The sequence below is a fragment of the Streptomyces africanus genome, from assembly GCF_030816955.1.
GTDB classification, from domain to species: Bacteria; Actinomycetota; Actinomycetes; order Streptomycetales; family Streptomycetaceae; genus Streptomyces; species Streptomyces africanus.
Map to the genome: position 1 here is coordinate 5,344,133 of NZ_JAUSYP010000001.1, position 22,136 is coordinate 5,366,268.

Annotated in this window: 17 protein-coding genes and 1 pseudogene; 12 read left to right on the forward strand and 6 right to left on the reverse strand. The window is 72.2% G+C overall.

The genetic code is table 11. The features are described from left to right. The first annotated feature begins 53 nt into the window (after positions 1-53). From QF034_RS24950 to QF034_RS24970, 5 genes are all read left to right on the forward strand, one after another. Positions 54-1,265, forward strand: coding sequence for a serine/threonine-protein kinase (locus tag QF034_RS24950; RefSeq protein WP_307177023.1), 1,212 nt, complete (start codon positions 54-56; stop codon positions 1,263-1,265). A gap of 126 nt (positions 1,266-1,391) precedes the next feature. Continuing rightward, a complete protein-coding gene (locus QF034_RS24955; RefSeq protein WP_307177024.1) occupies positions 1,392-3,035 on the forward strand; it encodes a serine/threonine-protein kinase in 1,644 nt (547 codons plus the stop codon). 62 nt (positions 3,036-3,097) lie between these two features. Continuing rightward, positions 3,098-4,738, forward strand: coding sequence for a serine/threonine-protein kinase (locus QF034_RS24960; RefSeq protein ID WP_307177025.1), 1,641 nt, complete (start codon positions 3,098-3,100; stop codon positions 4,736-4,738). A 137-nt stretch (positions 4,739-4,875) separates the two neighbouring features. After that, positions 4,876-6,504 carry a succinic semialdehyde dehydrogenase gene (locus QF034_RS24965; protein WP_307177026.1) on the forward strand — a complete coding sequence of 543 codons (1,629 nt, stop codon included), beginning with the start codon at positions 4,876-4,878 and terminating at the stop codon, positions 6,502-6,504. A 17-nt stretch (positions 6,505-6,521) separates the two neighbouring features. Then, positions 6,522-8,309 (forward strand): GMC family oxidoreductase N-terminal domain-containing protein, encoded by a 1,788-nt coding sequence (locus tag QF034_RS24970; RefSeq protein WP_307177027.1) that lies wholly within the window; start codon positions 6,522-6,524, stop codon positions 8,307-8,309. A 90-nt stretch (positions 8,310-8,399) separates the two neighbouring features. On the opposite strand, the gene QF034_RS24975 is transcribed toward QF034_RS24970, so the two are convergent. After that, complete coding sequence (locus tag QF034_RS24975; RefSeq protein WP_370880847.1) at positions 8,400-9,368, reverse strand: LAETG motif-containing sortase-dependent surface protein; 969 nt, start codon at positions 9,366-9,368, stop codon at positions 8,400-8,402. A gap of 233 nt (positions 9,369-9,601) precedes the next feature. On the opposite strand from QF034_RS24975, the gene QF034_RS24980 reads away from it, so the two are divergent. Next, entirely contained in the window at positions 9,602-10,738 is a 1,137-nt protein-coding gene (locus tag QF034_RS24980; RefSeq protein WP_307177030.1) for a hypothetical protein, read from the forward strand. A gap of 532 nt (positions 10,739-11,270) precedes the next feature. Here the strand turns inward: QF034_RS24980 and QF034_RS24985 are convergent. After that, entirely contained in the window at positions 11,271-11,591 is a 321-nt protein-coding gene (locus QF034_RS24985; RefSeq protein ID WP_307177031.1) for a chorismate mutase, read from the reverse strand. A gap of 289 nt (positions 11,592-11,880) precedes the next feature. Between QF034_RS24985 and guaA the strand changes: the two genes are divergently transcribed. After that, positions 11,881-13,461, forward strand: a complete 1,581-nt coding sequence (guaA, locus tag QF034_RS24990; protein ID WP_307177032.1) for a glutamine-hydrolyzing GMP synthase — start codon at positions 11,881-11,883, stop codon at positions 13,459-13,461. A 3-nt stretch (positions 13,462-13,464) separates the two neighbouring features. Here the strand turns inward: guaA and QF034_RS24995 are convergent, their stop codons facing one another. Continuing rightward, positions 13,465-13,938, reverse strand: a complete 474-nt coding sequence (locus tag QF034_RS24995; RefSeq protein WP_307177033.1) for a pyridoxamine 5'-phosphate oxidase family protein — start codon at positions 13,936-13,938, stop codon at positions 13,465-13,467. 231 nt (positions 13,939-14,169) lie between these two features. On the opposite strand from QF034_RS24995, the gene QF034_RS25000 reads away from it, so the two are divergent. Continuing rightward, positions 14,170-14,964, forward strand: a complete 795-nt coding sequence (locus QF034_RS25000; protein WP_307177034.1) for a class II aldolase/adducin family protein — start codon at positions 14,170-14,172, stop codon at positions 14,962-14,964. 27 nt (positions 14,965-14,991) lie between these two features. Here the strand turns inward: QF034_RS25000 and QF034_RS25005 are convergent, their stop codons facing one another. Continuing rightward, complete coding sequence (locus QF034_RS25005) at positions 14,992-15,888, reverse strand: DUF4429 domain-containing protein (RefSeq protein ID WP_307177035.1); 897 nt, start codon at positions 15,886-15,888, stop codon at positions 14,992-14,994. Between the two features lie 321 nt (positions 15,889-16,209). On the opposite strand from QF034_RS25005, the pseudogene QF034_RS25010 reads away from it, so the two are divergent. Then, a pseudogene (locus tag QF034_RS25010) lies at positions 16,210-17,485 on the forward strand (hypothetical protein). Between the two features lie 166 nt (positions 17,486-17,651). After that, positions 17,652-18,182, forward strand: a complete 531-nt coding sequence (locus QF034_RS25015) for a DoxX family membrane protein (RefSeq protein ID WP_307177036.1) — start codon at positions 17,652-17,654, stop codon at positions 18,180-18,182. 33 nt (positions 18,183-18,215) lie between these two features. On the opposite strand, the gene QF034_RS25020 is transcribed toward QF034_RS25015, so the two are convergent. Both QF034_RS25020 and QF034_RS25025 read right to left on the reverse strand, forming a co-directional pair. Next, complete coding sequence (locus QF034_RS25020; protein ID WP_307177037.1) at positions 18,216-18,455, reverse strand: hypothetical protein; 240 nt, start codon at positions 18,453-18,455, stop codon at positions 18,216-18,218. After that, a complete protein-coding gene (locus tag QF034_RS25025) occupies positions 18,442-19,920 on the reverse strand; it encodes a PspC domain-containing protein (RefSeq protein WP_307177038.1) in 1,479 nt (492 codons plus the stop codon). The genes QF034_RS25020 and QF034_RS25025 overlap by 14 nt, the downstream gene beginning before the upstream one ends. A 177-nt stretch (positions 19,921-20,097) precedes the next feature. Between QF034_RS25025 and QF034_RS25030 the strand changes: the two genes are divergently transcribed. Both QF034_RS25030 and QF034_RS25035 read left to right on the forward strand, forming a co-directional pair. Continuing rightward, the gene (locus QF034_RS25030) at positions 20,098-21,390 is read left to right on the forward strand and encodes an ATP-binding protein (RefSeq protein WP_307177039.1); all 1,293 of its coding nucleotides are present in this window, start codon (positions 20,098-20,100) and stop codon (positions 21,388-21,390) included. Further along, positions 21,387-22,130, forward strand: a complete 744-nt coding sequence (locus QF034_RS25035; protein WP_307177040.1) for a LuxR C-terminal-related transcriptional regulator — start codon at positions 21,387-21,389, stop codon at positions 22,128-22,130. The genes QF034_RS25030 and QF034_RS25035 overlap by 4 nt, the downstream gene beginning before the upstream one ends. Positions 22,131-22,136 lie beyond the last annotated feature (6 nt).

Below are 22,136 nucleotides of genomic sequence, written 5' to 3' on the forward strand. Positions count from 1 at the left end.
CCCGCGGGCCGCTGCCCCCGGAGCCCGTCCCTCCGTTGGGGCATGATTGCCGCATGGGGACCGAGGGACACAACATGCGTGTCATCGCGGGCCGTTACCGGCTCGAGGCGAGGCTCGGGCGCGGTGGCATGGGCGTGGTCTGGCGGGCGACCGACCAGCTGCTCGGCCGGGGCGTGGCCGTCAAGGAGCTCCCTTACGACGAGACGCTCTCCGCGGCGGAAGCGCGCCGGCAGCGGGACCGTACGCTGCGCGAGGCGCGGGCCGTCGCCCAGCTGAGCCATCCGCACATCATCGTCGTCCACGATGTCGTCGAGGACGACGAACGCCCGTACATCGTCATGGAGTTGATCGAGGGAGGCTCGCTCGCCGACCGGCTCGCCACCGAAGGCCCGGTCGACGCGGCCGAGGCCGCGCGGATCGGCATCGCCCTGCTCGGCGCGCTGGGCGCCGCGCACGCGGCCGGGGTGCTGCACCGCGACCTCAAGCCCGACAACGTGCTGCTGGAGGCCGGTACCGACCGGGTCGTCCTCACCGATTTCGGCATCGCCCAGGTCGCGGGCGCCCCCACGCTCACCGAGAGCGGGTCCTTCGTCGGCTCGCCCGAGTACACGGCGCCCGAGCGGATGTCCGGAGTCAGGACCGGGCCCGAGTCCGACCTGTGGTCGCTGGGCGCGCTGCTGTGCGCGGCCCTCAGCGGCGAGTCGCCGTTCCACCGCGACTCGCTGGGCGGCGTCCTGCACGCGGTCGTCGTCGGCGATATTCGCCCGCCCGCCCAGGCCGGGCCGCTCCTGCCCGTCGTACAGGGCCTGCTGGAGCGCGATCCGGACCGGCGGCTGGACGCGGACCGGGCGGAGCGGATGCTGCGGGCGTTCCGCGAGACGGGCAGTACGCCGCACGCTCCGCCGCCCGGATACGCGCCGACGGTGCGGGACGCCTCGCACGGACGCCCGCAGGACAGCGCCGACCGGCAACCGCCGATGCCGCCGACGGACCTGCCCGGCCCGGACCCGCGGCACGAGCAGTTGCTCCGGCAACCCACGCGCCGGGTGCTCGTGGCCGCGCTGCTGGTCGCCGCCATGGCCGGGGCGGGCGTGTCGGCGGCGGCGCTGCTCATGGACGAGGGCGGCGGGGACGGCGGCCGTACGCCGAAGAGTTCGGCGCCGACGACGCCGTCGGCCGTCCCGTCCTCCCACGGCACGCGCACTCCCAGCACTCCCGCGGCCACCAGCGCCACCGCGACCGCTGCCACCTCGTCCTCGCCCTGACGCGGGTGCAACCGAGGAGCCCCGTACCGGCATAAAGGGAGATAAGCCCCGGACTGCGTCACGGGTCTGTGACCGGGACGCCTCCGTGCTGGATGCGCAAGCGCTTGGCGCGATATTGATGAGCTCATGAGCAACAACGGGGGAGCCCGAGCCGGGGCCGACGAGCCAACGAGTTTCGCGCTGCAACCACCACATCAGCCGAATCCGCCGGCGCCGGTACCGGGCAACCCGTACGCGACGCCCACCCAGGTCGTGCCGTCCCAGTCGGCGGCAACGGTCCAGGATCCCGGAGCCGGGCGGCTCATCGCCGGGCGTTACCGGCTGATCGCCAAGCTCGGGCACGGCGGCATGGGCACGGTGTGGCGCGCCAAGGACGAGACGGTGGACCGGGAGGTCGCCGTCAAGGAACCCCGCGTCCCGGAGCATCTTCCCGAACGTGAACGCTCCAACGTCTTCGAGCGGATGCGCCGCGAGGCACGTGCCGCGGCCCGGCTCGACCACCCGGCGGTGGTCGACGTCCACGACGTCGCGGTCGTGGAGGGACAGCCGTGGATCGTGATGGAGCTCGTGCGGGGCCGTTCGCTGGGCGACGCGCTCCAGGAGGGCACCCTGTCCGCGCGCGAAGCGGCCCGGATCGGCCTGGAGGTGCTCGGCGCGCTGGAGGCCGCGCACGCGGCGGGCATCCTGCACCGCGACGTGAAACCGGACAACGTGCTGCTCGGCCGCTACGACCGGGTCGTCCTCACCGACTTCGGCATCGCACAGATCGAGGGCGAGACCAACCTGACCGACACCGGCGGCTTCGTCGGCTCGCCCGAGTACATCGCGCCCGAGCGGGTGCTGGGCCAGCGCCCGGGCCCGGCCAGCGACCTGTGGTCCCTGGGCGTGGTGCTGTACGCGGCGACGGAGGGCGTCTCGCCGTTCCGCCGCAGCAACACCCCGGCCACGCTCCAGTCCGTCCTCAACGCCGCGCCCGCGCCGCCCGCCTCCGCCCAGGGCCCACTCGCCGAGGCCATCACCGGCCTGCTGCACAAGGACCCGGCCCGCCGCCCGGACGCCGCCCGGGTGCGCGCCCTGCTGGAGGCCGCGGCGAACCCGCCGGCCGTCCAGGCCACACAGATCGTCCCCATGACGGGCGGTCAGGATCGAAGACTCCGGTTCGGCCGCAAGGGGTGGGCGGGACTCGGTGCGGTGGTCGTCGCCGCGGCGGTGACGGCGTACCTGGTGCTGGCGAACCCGTTCGCCGGGCCGCTGCCCGAGGGCTGGACGACACGCCAGGAGAAGGACCTCGCCGCGTCGCTGGCCGTTCCCGGCGACTACCAGCGGACGCTGCCCGACCGGCAGCCGGACCAGGGGCACGGGGTCAGGTACACCGACTGGAGCGGCAGCATCTGGATCGGCCTGACGCTCGAAAAGAAGTCGGAGGACACCGGCCGCACCATCGCCGGCTCCGCGGCCGCCGAGATGTACGACGACGACACCGGGTTCAAGGACACCGGCAGCTACACCCTGGACATGCCCGAGAACCCGAAGACGGCTCCCAAGGACACCACCTACAGGGGGAAGAAGGCCGCCGAGAACACCGTCAAGTACTTCACCGATGACACCGAGAACCCCCGTCCCCGCGAGCTGAGGATCTTCTACTACCGGACCTCCGGCGGCGACATGTACAAGCTCACCGTCAGCTACCCGGGCAAGGGCGACTTCACGAAGCGCGGGCAAGAGGTGGCCGACACGGCGATCGCGAACCTGGACATCGACGGGACCTGAACCGGCGGTCCGGCCACTGCCTCGCGTCGACAAGCGGCCGCCCCGCGGGGTACTGATGGGGCATGAGCAACGACGGGGGCGGGACGGGCGCCCAGGGCCGGTCGGTCGGTGGGCGCTATCGGCTGATCGAGCGCATCGGCTCCGGCGGGACGGGCACCGTCTGGCGGGCCTACGACGAGCTCGTGCAGCGGGAAGTCGCCGTCAAGCAGCCCCGGTTGCCGGGCGACCCGGGCGACCCGGAGGACGACAGCCACCGGCGTGCGGCCCACCGGCTCTACCGCGAGGCCCGCGCCGCCGCCCGCGTCGACCATCCCGCCGCCGTCACCATCCACGACGTGGTCGTCGAGCCGGAGCGCCGGCCGGACGCGCGCGCCGGGCGGACCGATCGCCCCGTCCGGCTCGGACGCGACGGACTGGACGCGGTCGACGCGGTGCTCGACGGACTGCCCTGGATCATCATGGAGTTGGTGCCGGGCGAGTCCCTGCACGAGGTGCTCCGGCGCGGCCCGGTCGAGGTGCGCGAAGCCGCCCGGATCGGCCTCGCCGTCCTCGGTGCCCTGCGTGCCGCGCACTCCGTCGGCATCGTGCACCGGGACGTGAAACCGGCCAATGTGCTGCTGGGCCCCCACCAGCGGGTCGTCCTCACCGACTTCGGCATCGCCCATGTGCCGGGCGAGGAATCGCTCACGACCGGCGGGGAGTCCGTCGGCTCGCTGGAGTTCGTCGCGCCCGAGCGGATGTCCGGCCGCATCGCCGGGCCCGCCTCCGACCTGTGGTCCCTGGGCGTCCTGCTGTACGCGGCCGTCGAGGGGGCGTCCCCGTTCCGCCGGGACACGCCGCAGGCCACGCTCGCCGCGATCCTCGCCCCCGAGCCGCCCGAACCGAAGCAGGCCGGACCGCTCGGGCCGCTGATCACACGACTGCTCGTGCAGGACCCCGAACAGCGGCCGGACGCCGAGGAGGTCGCGAAGACGCTGGAGGCGTCGGCCGGGCAGTGGCCGGCGGCGGAGGAGACACCGAAGGAGACACAGCAGGCCGCGGATATACGGGAGTCCTCGGTGATACGGGAGTCCTCGGCTATACGGGATTCTCCGGGTACTGACGACACCGCGACGCGGAACCACGCCGCACCCCCGAAGCGCCAGAGCCTCCTCCGCCCCGGCCCCCTCGCCCTGATGAGCGCACTGCTCGCCGGCGGCATAGGCGCCGCCACCCACCTCGGCGACACCAGCAGCGCCGAGACCGCCGAAGCGACGGAGACCTGGACTCCGCACCGCGATCCGGACCTGGCGGCCGTCCTCCCTCTCCCGGGCCACTACCGCGAACTCGGCCGGACCGGCAGCGCGACCGACCAGCCCCGCACGGTGCTCTACGGCGACGAACAGGGCGGCACCGTCCAGGTCCGCCTCCTCCTCTGGGACCGGGCCCCGGGCTCCCCGATGGACCAGGTCCGCAACGCACCCGTCGTTCGGGGGGACACGCAGTACACCCGCACCACCGTCCAGGGCTACGAGGCCGCCCTCGCCGACACCGCCTACCGCCTGGACGACCACCCCAGGCGGATCATGCGGGTCGTGATCCGCACCGACGACGACCGCATGTACGAACTGCGCGTGGACATGCCCAAGGGCACGCCCGACGAGCAGGAGGGCACCTCGGTGTTCGAGGGCGCCCGGGACCGGCTCGAGATCGTAAAAGGCTGAATCACACCCACTGGTCACCGCACAACGCCCTGATCAGGGCGTTCGTTGCCAGCAGCCACTGGCGCCGTGTGTGCACTCGGTGAAGCCGTATTACCGACGGGTACCCAAAGGCTCCGCCGGGGCATACCCTGCGCCTCATGACGGACGCGCACGCCCCGGAGAAGACCGGCACGGCACAGGCCGGCACGAACCCCCTCGCCCCCGCGCCGGAGGGCGCCCGCACCGCCGCCGACGTGGTCACCCCCGAGCTGGTCGTCCAGCTCACCAAGGGTGTGGCCGGCTCCGGCCGGACCGCCAACCACACGCCGTTCACCGGCGAGAAGCTGGCCGACCTCCCCGAGTCGACGCCCGAGGACGTGGCGCGGGCCTTCGACCTGGCCCGCACCGCCCAGGCCGTGTGGGCGCAGACGCCGGTACGGCAGCGTGCCGCCGTCCTGCTGCGCTTCCACGACCTGATGCTGGAGCGCCAGGCCGAGGTGCTCGACCTGATCCAGCTGGAGACCGGCAAGGCCCGGCTGCACGCCCACGAGGAGGTCCAGGCCGTCGCGGTCGCCGCCCGGCACTACGGCCGCAAGGCCCCCGCCTACCTCCGCCCGAAGCGGCACGCCGGCGCCATGCCGACCCTCACCAAGGTCACCGAGCTGCGCCACCCGCGCGGTGTGGTCGGCCAGATAGCCCCGTGGAACTACCCCCTGGAGCTGTCGGTCGGCGACGCGCTCCCCGCTTTCGTCGCGGGCAACGCGGTCGTCATGAAGCCCGACACGGAGACCTGCCTGACCGCCCTGTGGGCCCGTGACCTGCTCATCGAGGCCGGCCTGCCCGCCGATGTCTTCCAGGTCGTCCTCGGCGACGGCCCGGTCGTCGGCCCGGAGGTCGTCCGGCACGCCGACTACGTCTCCTTCACCGGCTCCACCCGCACCGGCCGCGAGGTCGCCCAGGGCGCCGCCGCCCGGCTGGTCGGCGTCTCCCTCGAACTCGGCGGCAAGAACGCCATGCTGGTGCTGGAGGACGCCGACATCGAGAAGGCGGCGGCCGGCGCCGTCCGCGCCTGCTTCTCCTCGGCGGGCCAACTCTGCATCTCCATCGAGCGGCTGTACGTCCACGAGTCCATCGCGGACGCCTTCCTGGAGCGCTTCGCCGCCCGCACGAAGGCCATCCGCCTCGGCACGTCCCTGGCGTACGGCGCCGACATGGGCTCCTTGGTCGGCGAACGCCAGCTGGAGACCGTCACCCGGCACGTCGAGGAGGCGGTCGCCAAGGGCGCGAAGGTCGTCGCGGGCGGCGTGGCCCGACCGGACATCGGCCCGTACTTCTTCGAGCCCACGATCCTCGACGGGGTCGCCACGGACATGTCCGTCTGCACGGAGGAGACCTTCGGCCCGGTCGTCTCGGTCTACCGCTTCACGGACGAGGACGAGGTGATCGAGCGCGCCAACGCCACGGCGTACGGCCTCAACTCCTCGGTCTGGACGAAGAACGCCCGCCGCGGCCGGGAGGTCGCCGCCCGCCTGCGCACCGGCACCGTCAACATCAACGAGGGCTACGCCCCCGCCTACGGCAGCGTCCAGTCGCCCATGGGCGGCATGAAGGACTCCGGCCTCGGCCGCCGCCACGGCGCCGAGGGCATCCTCAAGTACACCGAGGCCCAGACGGTCGCCCACCAGCGAGTCCTGCCGATGGCCCCCTCGCTGGGCATGGACGACGAGAAGTACGCCCAGTTCATGAGCAGGAGCCTGCGCCTGATGAAGGCATTCCGGTTCCGGTGATGAAGCGAGGAGAGCACGTGCCTCAGGACGCTTACGACTACGACGTCATCGTCGTCGGCTCCGGATTCGGCGGCTCGGTGACCGCCCTGCGCCTCACCGAGAAGGGCTACAAGGTCGGCGTCCTGGAAGCCGGCCGCCGCTTCACCCGCGAGACCCTCCCCAAGAACTCCTGGAATCTCAAGAACTACCTCTGGGCGCCGAAACTCGGCATGTACGGCATCCAGCGCATCCACCTCCTGGGCAACGTCATGGTGCTGGCGGGAGCGGGCGTCGGCGGCGGCTCCCTCAACTACGCCAACACCCTCTACGTCCCGCCCGAGCCGTTCTTCGAGGACCCCCAGTGGCGGGACATCACGGACTGGCAGGAGGAGCTGAAGCCGTACTACGACCAGGCCCGGCGCATGCTCGGCGTACGGCTCAACCCGACCATGACGCCGTCCGACGTGCACCTGAAGGCCGCCGCGGAGCGCATGGGCTGCGGTGACTCCTTCCACCTCGCCCCGGTCGGCGTCTTCTTCGGTGACGGCGAGGACGCCGACGGCACGGCGAAGGCGAAGCCGGGCCAGGAGGTGCCCGACCCGTACTTCGGCGGGGCGGGCCCGGCCCGCAGGGCCTGCGCGGAGTGCGGCGAGTGCATGACCGGCTGCCGCCACGGCGCGAAGAACACCCTCAACGAGAACTACCTGTACCTCGCCGAGAAGGCCGGCGCGGTCGTCCACCCCCTGACGACGGTCGTCTCGGTCACCGACGACTCGCGCGGCGGGTACGCCGTCGCCACCCTGCCCACCGACGACCGCCGCAAGGCCAAGGGCCGGACCTACAGGGCCCGCCAGGTCGTCCTCGCCGCCGGCACGTACGGCACCCAGACGCTGCTGCACCGCATGAAGGCCGGCGGCCAGCTGCCGTACCTGTCGGACAAGCTGGGCGGGCTGACCCGCACCAACTCCGAGGCCCTGGTCGGCGCCCAGACCGACGACCGGCGCTACCGCAAGGCGCACGGCGCGCCGAAGGCCGACTTCACGCGGGGCGTGGCCATCACGTCCTCGATCCACCCGGACGAGAACACCCACATCGAGCCGGTCCGCTACGGCAAGGGCTCCAACTCGATGGGCAGCCTGTCGATCCTCCAGGTCCCCTACGCCGGGAGTAACTCGGGCACCTCACGAGTCCTGGGCTTCCTCGCCCACGCCGCGAAACACCCCTTGCTGGTGCTGCGCTCCCTGTCCAACCGCCGCTGGTCGGAGCGGACCATCATCGGCCTGGTGATGCAGTCGCTGGACAACTCCCTGACGACGTACCTCAAACCGTCGGGTGTCGGCCGCGGCCTGCTCACCGCCCGCCAGGGCCACGGCGCCCCCAACCCCAAGCAGATCAAGGCGGCCACGGAGAGCGCGTCCGCACTCGCCGCCGAGATCAACGGCTTCGCGGGCTCGAACGTCGGCGAACTGATGGGCACCCCGCTGACGGCCCACTTCCTGGGCGGCTGCCCGATCGGCGACTCCCGCGAGACGGGCGTGATCGACCCCTACCACCGCCTCTACGGCCACCCCGGCATCTCGGTCGTCGACGGCGCCGCGGTCTCCGCCAACCTGGGCGTCAACCCGTCCCTCACCATCACCGCCCAGGCGGAGCGGGCCATGTCGTTCTGGCCCAACAAGGGCGAGCCCGACCCGCGACCCCGGCAGGGCGCGGCCTACGAGCGTCTCCAGCCGGTCGAGCCGAAGTCCCCGGCGGTCCCGGCGGACGCGTTCGGCGCGCTGCGGCTGCCGTTCCTGGGCCTGCCCGCGGTACCGCCGAAGAGCTGACCGACAGCGGACAGCGGAAGAGGGACCTGCGCCCCCCTCCGAGCGCAGGTCCCTCTTCCGCTGGTGCAACGACCTGTCGGCCGCTGTGGCTTACGCCTGGACGCCGGCCTTGCGGCGACGCACGACGAAGATCGCACCGGCACCGGCGACGACCGCGGCACCGCCGACGAGGCTGATCATCGGCAGGGCGGAGCTGGAGCCCGTCTCGGCGAGGCTGCCGGTGACCTCAGGCGTGTCGCCGGCCGGCTTCTCGTCGGTGACGGGCGCCTTGCCGCCTTCCTGCGGCTTGGTGCCGCCGGTGTCCGTGCCGGCCGAGACGATCTGGAACTTGTACGACACGTCGCCGAAGCCGGTGCACTCGGCGTCGTTGTCGCCGTAGATCGTCGCGCCGAGCGAGAAGCCGGCGCCGACCGGGGCGGACGGCTTGACGTTGAGGCGCAGCGGGATGTTGACCTCGTAGTCGGGCTTGAGCTCGTCGGTGTAGCCGACGTAACCGACCGCGTAGCCGCCCTCGTTGAGGTCGACCCAGATCTTGTCCTGGGGGTCCCAGGCCTGGAGCTGGACCTGCTTGCTGGAGAACAGCTCCTCGCCGTTCTTGTCGGGGGAGGCCCCGGCGAAGAAGTCGAGGTCGTTGAGCGTGGAGTCGGAGTTGTTGAGCACGTTCAGCGAGAACTTGTGCCAGCCGCTGCCCGCCGCGATCTTGCCGGGCAGGCCGGAGATGCTGACGTCGACCTTGGTGTCCTCGCAGACCGAGGGCTCGGGGTCGGGGGACTCCGACTCCTCGGGCTCGGAGGTGGACGGCGCCGGCGAGGACGGGCTCGCGGACGTGCTCGGCGAGGACGACGTCTCGGGAGCGGACGGGCTCGCGGACGTGGTCGGCGAGGACGACGTCTCGGGAGCGGACGGGCTCGCGGACGTGGTCGGCGAGGACGACGTCTCAGGAGCGGACTCGCTCACGGACGTGCTCGGCGTGGGCGTCGTTTCGTCGGTCGCGTACGCGGCCGGTGCCGCGAGCAGTGCGACCGGGGCTATGACCGCCGTGGCGGCCGCTGCTGCCATGGCGCGGCGAAGCTTCATGAAGACCTCGGGGAGTCCGGGCGTACCGCAGTGTGCGGTACGAACGTTGAGGGAGGCCTCCGCGTGTGGGGCGCGGGCGTGGCCCTTGGTTCGGCAGGTTTGATCCGTGAGACCTGTGAATGGTTGTGCTGGCATTCACAGAATTTTTATGTGGGCTGAGTCACACCCAAGACCTTCTTGTGAAGACGCTTCCCGGCCGCTTAGATCTTGGGTTCGTGTCTGAAAAGCCGTCCGACGATGAGCCGTCGGCCTCGGAGATCCCCGACGACGTCTGGGAACAGTTCATCCGCGACGCCGAGCGGGACAGCCATGCCTCCGCCCCGAAGGAGCCGTCCGCACGCGCGCGCATGGTGACCGAGCGGCTGCGACAGCAGGAGGCCCGGGGCGAGTCGCCTCCCGGGTGGCGGACGGGCCCGGTCTGGCAGGAGATGAACGGCAGGGCGGCGCGGCGCCGCAAGTTGTGGGCCGTGCTCGGCGTGCCCCTCGCCGTCGCCGTGGCGTTGGTGGCGCTGAAGCCGTCGCTGCTGCCCGGTGACCCCTTCGGCACGGACGAGTCACCGGCCGCCGCCTCACCGCTGCCCGTCGAGACCGCGGCCCCCAGTACCGCGCCCGAGGCGTCGGACCCCGAAACCCCCACCCTGGACGAGCCGTTCGCCGGCTCCCCGGCGCTGCGCTGGGCCGACGGCGAGGCCGGCATCGTGCTGCCCGAGGCCAAGGCCGTCGGACCGGTCCCCAAGGACCGTGTGGAGCAGGCGCTGAAGCTGACGAAGAAGCTGCTGGTGGGCGCCAACCTCGACCCGAAGACGCTGCGCGGCGCCCGCCCCGAGGCCGCGCTCTCGGTGCTCGACCCCAAGCAGCCGGATGTCCTCGACGACCTCGGCACCGCGCTGCGCTCCCCGAGCAGGAAGCACGACCCGGTGACGTTGTTCAGCCGCTTCGACGCCGACGAGGTGCGTCCGGCCGGCGACGTGATCAAGACCCGCGGCCGCATGACGTTCAAGAAGGGATCGCACGGGGGCGTGGCCGTGCGCGCCGACTACACCTTCGTCTACCCCGTCGTGCGGGCGGACGGTCCCACCGAGGTCACCCGCACCATCGTGCGCCGGGTGCTCGACGTCGAACTCGCCGACCCCGTGCGGTACCAGGTCACCCAGGGCCGGCTGCTGCTCCTGGAGTACGACCAGGAGATCGGCAACTCCTCCTGCGACGTCTACGACGGCTATCTGCACCCGGAGTTCCGGTCGAGCGAGCCCACGGGCGCGGCGCCGAGCGGTCCGACGACGGATCCGTACGACCGGAGCAAGGACATCGACCGCGACGCGGACGAGTGCGGGACGGTGTCGCGCACCTGACGGCAGAGAGAAGGGCCCCGCGGGGTGGAGCCGCGGGGCCCTTCTTCTCGTCAGCACCGACGTCAGGGCAGCGCCGGTGCCTGGAAGCGGCGCCGGGGGGTGCGCCGCTGGTCTGTACCTCTGGCAAGGGGGCAATGCGGATGCCCACGAGGGGACTTGGGCTGTCTACGCATCGTGCTGGATGAACGCGGCGCCCGCAACCGTTCGACCCGGTCTTGTGCATTTTTGCAAGGTCCGCCGGTCGGCCCCGGGCGTCCCCGGAGCCGACCGTTCTCTTGGGTGACCGGGCTGCTGTCCCCTGCCGTCCGGTCACTTCCCTGGAGCGAGGTCCCACGACGCACGGCACGATCCGTACGTCTCATCGCTCCAGCGAGCCACGCGTGGTTCTCTCAGGCCCGCGCCTGGCTGGCACGGATACCGGGACCAACGAAGCGGCCCGCGGGACGGTCACGCGCCGTACGGGTGAGAGGGGGCGCACGTCTGTCCTGGGGAACGGGGGTTCAGTTCCGGCCCCTGCCTTGGGGACGGGGATTCAGATCCGGCCGCGGCACATCTCCAGCAGGGTCATCGCGAGGGCCGTGCCGGGCTTGCCCAGCGCCTCGCGGTAGCGGCCGAGGACCTCCATCTCGCGGGAGAGGTTCACGCGCCGGCCGCCGGAGGAGATCCGGGCCTCCTGGATGACGGCGGAGACGGCCGCCCGTTCCTGGATCAGGCCGATGATCCGGTCGTCCAGCGCGTCGATGCGCTCACGCGCGCCGGTGATCACGCCGGCGGCCTCGGGGGTACGGGCGCCGGTCACGTCGGTGGCGTTCATGGGGGCTCCTTGTCGTCGAGGGGTGTCCCGGAGCGGCAAGGCCCGGACGACGACAGACGCCCCGGACCTTGTCGGCCCGGGGCGCCTGGGAAGTCGCTTGTCAGTTGCTCAAGCAGCACGACCATGGCAGCCGGCGGGCCGGGTGCCATAGGTAAAGACGAACGTCTGGTGCTGGAGCATGGGTCCAGTATGCCCCGCTCTCCGGGGCCGTCCAACACGGTTCGCATCCTGAGACGGCCCCGCCCCCCCGGCGCCCGGACGACGCCCCCCGGCACCCCGGTAGAATCGGGTGGCACAAGACCCCCGCCCCACCGCCGGAAGGCACCCTGTGTCATCAGCGACTCCCGCTGCCAGCGCCGCCGACACCGTCCTGGTCGTCGACTTCGGCGCGCAGTACGCCCAGCTCATCGCCCGTCGTGTCCGCGAGGCGCGGGTCTACAGCGAGATCGTGCCGAGCACCATGCCGGTCGCCGAGATGCTCGCCAAGAACCCCGCGGCGATCATCCTCTCCGGCGGGCCCTCGTCGGTGTACGAGGAGGGCGCGCCCAGCCTGGACCGCGAGATCTTCGAGGCCGGCGTCCCCGTCTTCGGCATGTGCTACGGCTTCCAGCTCATGGCGCGGACCCTCGGCGGCACCGTCGACAACACCGGAGCCCGCGAGTACGGCCGCACCGACCTGCACGTCTCCAAGTCGTCCTCCACCCTCTTCGAGGGCACCCCCGCCGAGCAGGCCGTCTGGATGTCGCACGGCGACGCCTGCTCCGCCGCCCCCGAGGGCTTCTCCGTGACGGCCTCCACGGACGTCGTACCGGTCGCCGCCTTCGAGAACGACGAGAAGAAGCTGTACGGCGTCCAGTACCACCCCGAGGTGATGCACTCCACGCACGGGCAGCAGGTGCTGGAGCACTTCCTGTACCGGGGCGCGGGCCTGACCCCGTCCTGGACCACGGGCAGCGTGATCGAGGAGCAGGTCGCCGCGATCCGTGAGCAGGTCGGCGACAGGCGCGCCATCTGCGGGCTGTCCGGCGGCGTGGACTCCGCCGTCGCCGCGGCCCTCGTCCAGAAGGCCATCGGCTCCCAGCTGACCTGCGTGTACGTCGACCACGGCCTGATGCGCAAGGGCGAGACCGAGCAGGTCGAGAAGGACTTCGTGGCCGCGACCGGCGTGCAGCTGAAGGTCGTGGACGCCGAGGAGCGGTTCCTCAAGGCGCTCGCCGGGGTCTCCGACCCCGAGGAGAAGCGGAAGATCATCGGCCGCGAGTTCATCCGGGTCTTCGAGCAGGCCCAGGCCGAGATCATCGCGGACGAGGGCCCGGCGGTGGAGTTCCTCGTGCAGGGCACCCTCTACCCCGACGTGGTCGAGTCCGGCGGCGGCACCGGCACCGCCAACATCAAGTCCCACCACAACGTGGGCGGCCTCCCCGAGGACCTCGAGTTCCAGCTGATCGAGCCGCTGCGCAAGCTGTTCAAGGACGAGGTCCGCATGGTCGGCCAGGAGCTCGGCCTGCCGGACGAGATCGTCCAGCGCCAGCCCTTCCCCGGCCCCGGCCTCGGTATCCGGATCGTCGGCGAGGTCACCAAGGAGCGCCTGGACCTGCTGCGCGAGGCCGACGCCATCGCCCGCGAGGAGCTCACCGCGGCCGGCCTCGACCGGGACATCTGGCAGTGCCCGGTGGTCCTCCTCGCGGACGTCCGCAGCGTCGGCGTCCAGGGCGACGGCCGTACGTACGGCCACCCGATCGTCCTGCGGCCCGTCTCCTCCGAGGACGCCATGACGGCCGACTGGTCGCGCCTGCCGTACGACGTCCTCGCCCGGATCTCCACGCGCATCACCAACGAGGTCAAGGACGTCAACCGGGTCGTCCTGGACGTCACCTCGAAGCCGCCGGGGACGATCGAGTGGGAGTGACCCCTACGTGCGCTTGATCGTGCGCAGGGGCTCGCCGGGCGTCCAGACCTGGACGACGAGGTACTTGTCGTCCTCGACGTAGGTCCGTACGACCTCCGTGAGCTCGGTACGGAAGAGGTGGAACGGCTCCGGCGGTTCCACCTCTTCGACGTAGCGCGCCTTGGTCTCCACGTCGTCGACCTCGATCGCCCGCCCGCTGATCCTCACGTCGCCGCCGCCCATGCCCGTGCCCTCCCCGGGGTTCGCCTGGAGCGCGAAGCGTGGGTCGCGGCGCAGGTCGAGCGCCTTGAGCGAGTCCGGCATCATGCCCAGCCACAGCTCGCCGTTCAGGAACCGCACCTCCAGGCCGCTGGTGCGGGGCGATCCGTCCTTCCGGAGGGTGGCGAGGACGTGGTGGGTGTAGGCGCCGAAGCGCTTCTCGACGGTGCCGGCCAGATCCGGTTCGGCAGTGGCGAAAGCCGCCCAGTTCGCTGTCATACGGAGAGTCTGACCCCGAAACCCGACATCCTCTGTCGGCTATTCGTGGGGTGGGGGAGACCGGGGGCGAAGGGGGTGCGCACGGGTGCGCATGGGTGCGCATGGGTACGTACGGGTACTCACGAGGCGTTCGCCGGGGCGCTCGCCTCATCTTCACCAAACGGTTCTGTTCTTCCCGGCCCGACCGGCGGTAGCTTCCGCCCCGTACGTAGAACCAGCGCTGGAGGACCTATGCACGGGCCCACCCCGCCCCTGCCGCTGCCCACCGACCGGCTGCGGTTCGCGATGCCGCCCATGCACGAGTCGGTGGAGGACGAACGCCGGCACCGCAAGGAACGGCTCGCGGGCGCCCTGCGGATCTTCGGGCGGCTCGGCTACGAGGACGGCGTGTCCGGGCACATCACCGCCCGCGACCCCGAGTACACCGACTGCTTCTGGGTCAACCCGTTCGGGATGCCCTTCCGGCACGTCACCGTGAGCGACCTGGTGCTCGCGAATCAGGACGGCCAGGTCGTCGAGGGCGGCTACCACGTCAACCAGGCCGCCTTCACCGTGCACGCCCAGGTCCACGCCGCCCGCCCCGACGTGGTCGCCGTCGCCCACTGCCACTCGGTGCACGGCCGGGCGCTCGCCGCCCTCGGCGAGCTGCTGGAGCCGATCACCCAGGAGAGCTGCGCCTTCTACGAGGACCACGCCCTCTACGACGCCTACACCGGCGTCGCCGTCGACGCCGAGGAGGGGCGGCGCATCGCGGCCGCGCTCGGCTCCCGCAAGGCGCTCGTGCTGCGCAACCACGGGCTGCTGACCGTCGGCGACTCGGTGGACGCCGCCGCCTGGTGGTTCGTGTCGATGGAACGGTCCTGCCAGGTGCAGCTGACGGCGCAGGCCGCCGGGCGGCCGGTCCGCATCGACCACCGGATGGCGGTGGCGACGCGGGAGCAGCTGGGGGGCGACCTGGTGGCGTGGATCAACTACCAGCCGATGTGGCGGGAGGTCAGCCGGAGCGAGCCGGATCTGCTGAGCTGAGCCGAGTTGAGCTGAGCGGCCCGCCGTTCAGAAGCCGCGGAGCACCGCTGCCTTCGTCCTGGCGAACTCCTCGTCGGTGAGCACACCCTCCCGGTACAGCTCGCCCAACTCGCGCAGGCGGCGCAGCAGGACGTCGTGGTGGTCGGCCGCGGGCAAAGCGGCGGAGGCCGGGCGGGAGCCGTGCGCGCCGGACTCGTGGTTCCCGGCCGCGGCGCGGGTGGACGGATGCGGCAGCCGGGCGGTGACCGCCGTCGCGACGAGCGCGGTCAGCAGGTCGCGGCGGACACTGCCCCACAGGTCCAGGGCGTACGGGTCCTTCTCCGGCGGCAGTTTCGAGAACACCGTCTCGCGGGTCACGAAACGCAGGAAGCCGTCCTCGTGGCCGGAGTTCGGCAGCCACTCGACCCGCACCAGGTCGCCCAGGTCGATGACGCGCGGGCCGGTGGCGCGTTTGACCCGCTCGGAGGTGTCGGCCCAGTCGATCCGTACCCGGGTCCCGTCGAAGGAGACCGTCCCGTCGGACGAGCGCACCGACACCGGAACCGGCGGGCCGGGCAGCAGATAGGCCTTCGCCGGTTCCTTCGGGACCTGGTCGAGAAGCAGCGCGCGGCGGATCTCCTCGGCGACGTACTCGGCGACCCCCGTCCGGTCGACCTCCACCGCCAGCCGGTACGGATCGGCCGCGTCCGGCAGCCGCCCCCCGGTCGCCTGGAGCAGCGGGTCGGCGCCCTCCCGCAGCCGCAACCGGAGCCGCCCGCGTTTGCGTTCCGGTTCGAGGACGACACCCGAGACCGCCTCCAGCGGCACGGAGATCTCACCGTACGTCTGCCGGAACAGCGGCACCGAGCGGTGCAGACCGGGCGTGATCCGGACCGTACTGCCGTCGAAGGCCCAGGCCCCGTCACGCTGGATGATCTCGGCCATAAGGGAATTCTCGCAGCCGGGTCAACACGGCGCGCCGAACTTCACCCGTGCTGACCAGACCGGGCGGACGCGGACCAGGTGGTGAAGGGATAATCCGCTGTCGTCGCACGGGAGTTGTACAGCGGTGTTTCCGGGGTCCGGAAGACCGACGGTGGTTGGGTCGCGGGAAGGCGGGCGTCGGGCGTGACGGTGCGCGAGGCGGGGCAGGGCGGTGCGGACGCGGGTGGGTACGCGGGTCGGTACACCGGTGGGGCCGGAGATGCGTATGCCGGTGGGTATGCGGGCGGCCACGGCGGCGTGCGGGGAGGTGCGCCCGGAGGTGTGCACGGCGGTGTGCCCAGCGGCGCGTACGGCGGTGTGCATGACGGGGGGTGCGCCTGTGGGGACTGTCCGCACGGGGCCCGTGAGGGGCACCGGAGGGCCGTCGCCGCGTTTTTGCGCAAGCGCGACGAGTTCGCGGCCGGGCAGGGGCTGCCGGCCGCGGTGGCCCACTCCGCCTCGGCTTCCCGGCAGTGGGTCTCGGAGGAACTGGCGCAGTCCGCGGAACTCGTCGCCGAGCGCGGCCGGGCCGAGGGCCAGGCCTGGCTGGCCGGCCTCTGGCGCCGCACGGCGGGTGTCGTGTGGGCGGCCGTCGTGCTGTTCCTGCTCGGGCAGTCCCTCACCGCGGTCGGCGCGGGCTGGACGGCGGCCCGTACGGCCGGGCTGGCCGCGGCGCTGGTGGTCGCCGGGGCGCTGACGGCGGCGTCGTGGTTCCACCGGGCGAAGGGCGGTGCGCTGGCGCCCGTCATCGGTGAGGACAACCGGCTCTCCACCTCCCGTACGGTCGCCGGGGCGTGGGTGCTCTTCGTGGCCTACTCGGTGCTCGTGCTGGCAGGGCGGCTGGCGGGCGCGTCCCGGCACGCGGACCGGGACGCGCTGCTCTCCGGGCTGGAACTCGCCCGCGGGGCGGGGGTCGTGACCGTGCTCGCCGTGGTGTGCGGGATCGCCGTGCTCGTGCGCCGGGTGGTCGGGCTTCGAGTGCTGGGGCAACGGCTGCAGAAGGTACCCGCCGACCGGCCGCGAGCCGCCGACCTGCTGACCGACGACGCGGGGCGGGGCACCTTCGCCGACATCCAGTACGTCGTGATCAGCGCTGTCGCCCTGGTCTTCGCGGCGGTACGGCTGGCCCGGCGGCCGGACCAGTTGCCGGACCTCCCGTGGGGGCTGGCGGTGGTCGTCCTGGTGTCGGCGGCGACGTACCTGGCGGGCAAGTACGCGGAGGGGGGCCGCCCGGTCATCCTCTCCGTCGTGCGGTCGCGGGAGGCGGGGGACCTGGACGGGCCGATCCGCACGGGCGACGACATCGAGATCCGGGGTGCCGGTTTCGTGCCGCCGGGTGCGCAGGGGGCGGACCGGCTGGCCAGGATGGTCGTCCGCGTGGGTGCCGTGCACGTCCACGTCCCGTTGGTGCCGGTGCCCGGGGGTTTCGACAACCCGACGGACACGCTGCTGACCGTGCCTGGTACCGGCGGATGTGGAGCCGGGGCGGGTGGAGGTCCAGGTGGTCACGGCGGCGGGGGTGGAGACGAACCGGTATGCGGTCGACGTGACGGAATGACGGTTGCGCCTGCGTGGTGGTGTGGGGCGGGGCCGAGCACTTGGGGACGCCGGTTGCCTGGCCCCAGTAACAAAAGCCGCTGCACAGGATTGAGCGGGGTCGGTTTGTCGTACGTATGGTCGTTGAGGGGGTCTCGGCACCGGCGGGCGAGAGGCGGCTAGCAGCGATGACTCACAGCATGAGAACGGACACGCACACCCCCTACTTCGGCAGCGGAGGAGACTGGCGGGACACCGCCGTCCGCTACGCCCTCCTTCCCCTACGGGTCTTCCTCGGCGTCACCTTCATCTACGCCGGCCTGGACAAACTCACTGACAGCGCCTTCATGAAGGACTCCGGTTCCGGCTCGATCGGCGACATGATGCGCGCGGTCCGCGACTCCTCCGCCATCCCCGCCCTGGTGGACCTCTCCCTGAAGAGCCCCGTCGGCTTCGGCTACGCCATCGCCATCGGCGAACTGGCCGTCGGCATCGGCACCCTGCTCGGCCTGCTCGCCCGGCTGGCCGCACTCGGCGGCATGCTGATCTCCCTCAGCCTGTGGCTGACCGTGAGCTGGGCCTCCGACCCGTACTACTACGGCAACGACCTCGCCTACCTCATGGCTTGGACCCCTCTCGTGCTCGCGGGCGCTCCCCTGCTCTCCGTGGACGCCGCCTTGCGGTCGCGGCGACGGCAGCGGACAGGGGGTTACCGGTAGCGCCCATGGGCTGCGCGGCGGGCGGGCCTGACGTCAGGCGGCCATGTCCGGGCCGGGCTCGTCGCCGGTACGGCCCGATGCCCGGCGTCGGCGTATCCGGCCCGTCAGGAACGCCACCGCGCCGGCCAGGCACAGCCCTCCCACCACCAGGGGTATCGCCGCGAACCACGGCGTCTCCCAGGCGCCGCCCGCGTCACCGCCGTAGAGGACGCCCGCCAGGGTGAGGACGGTGCCGGCGACCAGCTTTCCGGGCTGGAGTTCATGACGCAGCACGGGCCACCTCCGCCTGTCCCATGCCGACCTGCAGATCCAGGTCGATGGTGCCCGACTTCTTGACGCCCTGGGCGGGGGAGAGGGTCATCTCCTTGTGCTGGCCCGGTTTCACGTCCACGTCCTTCGTGTCGTCGCCCGGCAGCTGGAGGTCTCCGAACCCCACGTCGACGCTCAGCCGCACGGTCACGTCCTCGGGCACCACCACCTTCACCCGGCCCACGCCGACGTCGGCGTGGGTCGTGACCGTCTGGTCCCGGCCCACGTCCACCCCCGACAGGTCCAGGGTGCCGACGCCCGTGCCCAGCTCGTACTGCCGGTGTACGTCCGCCACCGTCGTGGGCTGCCAGGTGGTGCGGGTCCACTGCGTGCCGATGTCCTTGGGCAGTGCCGCCGAGCCTGCGAGCAGGGCGGCCGTGATGATCGCCAGGAGGATCGAGCCGGCGCCGGTCCGCCCCAGGAAGGCGCTGACCGCTATGCCCAGGCCCAGAATGGCGAGCGCGCAGGACAGACCGGTCTGCACGCTCGTGCCGAGCGGGTGCTGGTCCCAGGTCAGGCTCGTGCCGAGGGCGCCCGCGAGCAGGGCCAGCAGGAAGACCCAGCCGCCGATCCAGCGGGGGCCGCGCGGCTCGGGCGGCCGGGTGCGCGGGGCGGGTATGTCCTCGCGGTCGCCGGTCTGGACGCCGAGGCCGATGTTGATGGCCGCATCGACGTCCCGGTCGCGGGTGTCGCGCGGGCCCCAGAGATAGCCCGTGCCGCCGATGTGGGTGCCGTCCTTGACGATGGGGTCGCGCCACCAGGACGGGTAGGTGATGTACACCGGCGGCGCCTGGGGTTCGGGCGGGGCGTCGGCGGCGGCCTGGGCGGCCAGGGGGTCCGGGCTGGGAGCGCCGCGCTGGCGCGACCAGTAGCCGGCGCCCCCGAGGAGGAGGGAGAGGACGACGGCGAAGGTCAGCACCCCGCCGTTGTTCAGCATCGTCAGGAACACGCCGCAGCCGACCAGCGCGAACAGCACCGCGGTCAGGGCCTGGCCGTCGACGCGGCCGGTCAGCAGCTTGCGCACCTCGTTCTCGTCCTCGTCGTCGTACGGCACGACGAGCCAGGCGAAGCCGTAGAAGAGGAGGCCGATGCCGCCGGTGGCGGAGAGCACCGCGAGGGTGATCCGGAAGATCACCGGGTCCATGTCGCACTGCCGCCCGAGCCCGGCGCAGACGCCGGCCAGGGCCTTGTTGCGGCGGTCGCGCCGGAACCTGTGCGGCGGTCCGGGCGGGGCGGCCTCCCCCGCGGGGCCGGCCGCGTCGGGCGTGGCTCCCTTCTGTTCTCCCGCGCCCGCGGGCCCGTGCGCGGGCGGGGGCGCGGGGGAGCCGGCGCCCGCGGCGGGCGCGGCATCCTGCGGCCCGGCGCCCGGTGCGGGGCGCGGGCCGGAGCCGGGTCCCGGACCCGTCGCGGCGTGCTCGTGATCGGTCATGGGTCCATGGTGACGGGCGCGGCGGCGCCGCGGCAGCCGGAATGACCCTGGCCCGACCCTGATATCGGCCCTGAGGGACGGCTCGGGAAGCGTTCGAAGGCCCGGGTCCGGAGATCAGGGGAGTCTCCGGGGCCGACCCTGATGCTCCGGCCTGCCGGCCGTGTGACCATCAATGGCATGTCGGAAGCCGCAGCAGCGCCACTCGCCGAACCGCGGCCGCCGCGCAAGCTCTACCGCAGCAGTGACGGACGCTGGCTCGGTGGTGTGGCGCGAGGGCTCGCCGGTCACCTCGGGCTGCCCGTGATCTGGGTACGGCTCGTCTTCGTCGGCCTGTTCATGGCCGACGGCCTCGGTGCGCTGCTGTACGCCGCGTTCTGGTTCTTCGTCCCGCTCGGCGTCGGCGGCGTCGAGGCGCAGAAGCCGCCGTCGCTGGTCGCCTCGGAGACCTCGCCCGACGGCCGCCGCAGACTCGTCGCCCGCAGGCCCGACAAGGGCCAGATCGTGGCCCTGCTCCTCATGGTCGTCGTGGCCATGGTGTTCGTGGGCAATGTGAACCTCAGCGGCGGGGCCAGGGCGTATCTCTGGCCGACGGTGCTCGTCGGCGCGGGCGTCGCCCTGGTCTGGCGGCAGGCGGACAACGCCCGCCGGGCCCGCTGGGTCGAGGTCGGCCGCCGCCGGCGCACGGTCACGCTGCTGCGCTCGGTGGGCGGTGTGCTGCTGGTGACGGCCGGCGTCTCCGGCATCTTCGTCATGCAGGGCTCCGCCGCCCACCTCGGCTCCGTCCTCCAGGCGGCCCTCGCGGTCCTCGTCGGGACAACGCTTCTCGCCGGGCCGTATCTGGTGCGCATGACGCAGGATCTCTCCGAGGAGCGGCTGATGCGCATCCGTGCCCAGGAGCGCGCGGAGGTCGCCGCCCACGTGCACGACTCGGTGCTGCACACCCTCACCCTGATCCAGCGCAACGCGGAGAACGCGAGCGAGGTGCGCCGCCTCGCCCGCGCCCAGGAGCGCGACCTGCGCACCTGGCTGTACAAGCCGGAGGGCACCGGCAAGGACGAGGCCGACGAACCCACCACCCTCGCCGACGCGGTGCGGCGCAACGCGGCCGAGGTGGAGGACAAGCACGGCGTGCCCATCGAGGTCGTGGTCGTGGGCGACTGCCCGCTCGACGAGAGAATCAGCGCACAGATGCAGGCCGCGCGCGAAGCAATGGTGAACGCCGCCAAGTACGGTGGCGAGGGCGGAGCCGTACAGGTCTTCGCCGAGGTCGAGGGGACGACGGTCTTCGTCTCCGTCCGGGACCGCGGCCCCGGCTTCGACCTCGACTCGATACCCGCCGACCGGATGGGTGTCAGAGAATCGATCATCGGCCGCATGGAGCGCAACGGCGGTACGGCGCGGCTGCGCGCGGTGCCGGACGGCGGCACGGAGGTCGAGCTGGAGATGGAGAGGGCGGAGAAGACGTCATGAGCGACCCGACCGAGGCGAACGGAACGGCGGGATCGGCGGAGGCGGCCGGGCCCGCGGAGTCGGACGGCGGCACCGGAGGGCGTCGCGTGCGCGTGGTCCTGGTCGACGACCACCGCATGTTCCGTACGGGGGTCCAGGCCGAGATCGGCCAGACCGAGCAGACCGGTGTCGAGGTCGTCGGCGAGGCCGCGGACGTCGACCAGGCGGTCACGGTCATCACCGCGACCCGGCCCGAGGTGGTCCTGCTCGACGTGCACCTGCCCGGTGGCGGCGGTGTCGAAGTGCTGCGCCGCTGCGCCCCGTTGATGGCCGACACCGAGCAGCCCGTCCGTTTCCTGGCGCTGTCCGTGTCGGACGCCGCCGAGGACGTGATCGGCGTGATCCGCGGCGGGGCCCGCGGGTACGTCACCAAGACGATCACCGGTACGGACCTCGTCGACTCCGTCTTCCGTGTCCAGGAGGGCGACGCGGTCTTCTCCCCGCGGCTGGCCGGGTTCGTCCTCGACGCCTTCGCCTCCACGGACGCGCCGCCGGTCGACGAGGACCTGGACCGCCTCACCCAGCGCGAGCGCGAGGTGCTGCGGCTCATCGCCCGGGGATACGCGTACAAGGAGATCGCCAAGCAGCTGTTCATCTCCGTGAAGACGGTCGAGTCGCATGTCTCGGCGGTCCTCCGCAAGCTCCAGCTCTCCAACCGGCACGAACTGACGCGCTGGGCGACGGCCCGCCGGCTGGTGTGACCCCGG

What these genes read in the sequence shown, in the direction of transcription:
- QF034_RS25025 (WP_307177038.1), bottom strand. Translation starts at nt 19,920, where the DNA reads ATGACCGATCACGAGCACGCCGCGACGGGTCCGGGACCCGGCTCCGGC.
- QF034_RS25030 (WP_307177039.1), top strand. Translation starts at nt 20,098, where the DNA reads ATGTCGGAAGCCGCAGCAGCGCCACTCGCCGAACCGCGGCCGCCGCGC.
- QF034_RS24955 (WP_307177024.1), top strand. Translation starts at nt 1,392, where the DNA reads ATGAGCAACAACGGGGGAGCCCGAGCCGGGGCCGACGAGCCAACGAGT.
- QF034_RS24995 (WP_307177033.1), bottom strand. Translation starts at nt 13,938, where the DNA reads ATGACAGCGAACTGGGCGGCTTTCGCCACTGCCGAACCGGATCTGGCC.
- QF034_RS24950 (WP_307177023.1), top strand. Translation starts at nt 54, where the DNA reads ATGGGGACCGAGGGACACAACATGCGTGTCATCGCGGGCCGTTACCGG.
- QF034_RS24960 (WP_307177025.1), top strand. Translation starts at nt 3,098, where the DNA reads ATGAGCAACGACGGGGGCGGGACGGGCGCCCAGGGCCGGTCGGTCGGT.
- QF034_RS25005 (WP_307177035.1), bottom strand. Translation starts at nt 15,888, where the DNA reads ATGGCCGAGATCATCCAGCGTGACGGGGCCTGGGCCTTCGACGGCAGT.
- QF034_RS24975 (WP_370880847.1), bottom strand. Translation starts at nt 9,368, where the DNA reads ATGGCAGCAGCGGCCGCCACGGCGGTCATAGCCCCGGTCGCACTGCTC.
- QF034_RS25035 (WP_307177040.1), top strand. Translation starts at nt 21,387, where the DNA reads ATGAGCGACCCGACCGAGGCGAACGGAACGGCGGGATCGGCGGAGGCG.
- QF034_RS24965 (WP_307177026.1), top strand. Translation starts at nt 4,876, where the DNA reads ATGACGGACGCGCACGCCCCGGAGAAGACCGGCACGGCACAGGCCGGC.
- QF034_RS25015 (WP_307177036.1), top strand. Translation starts at nt 17,652, where the DNA reads ATGACTCACAGCATGAGAACGGACACGCACACCCCCTACTTCGGCAGC.
- QF034_RS25000 (WP_307177034.1), top strand. Translation starts at nt 14,170, where the DNA reads ATGCACGGGCCCACCCCGCCCCTGCCGCTGCCCACCGACCGGCTGCGG.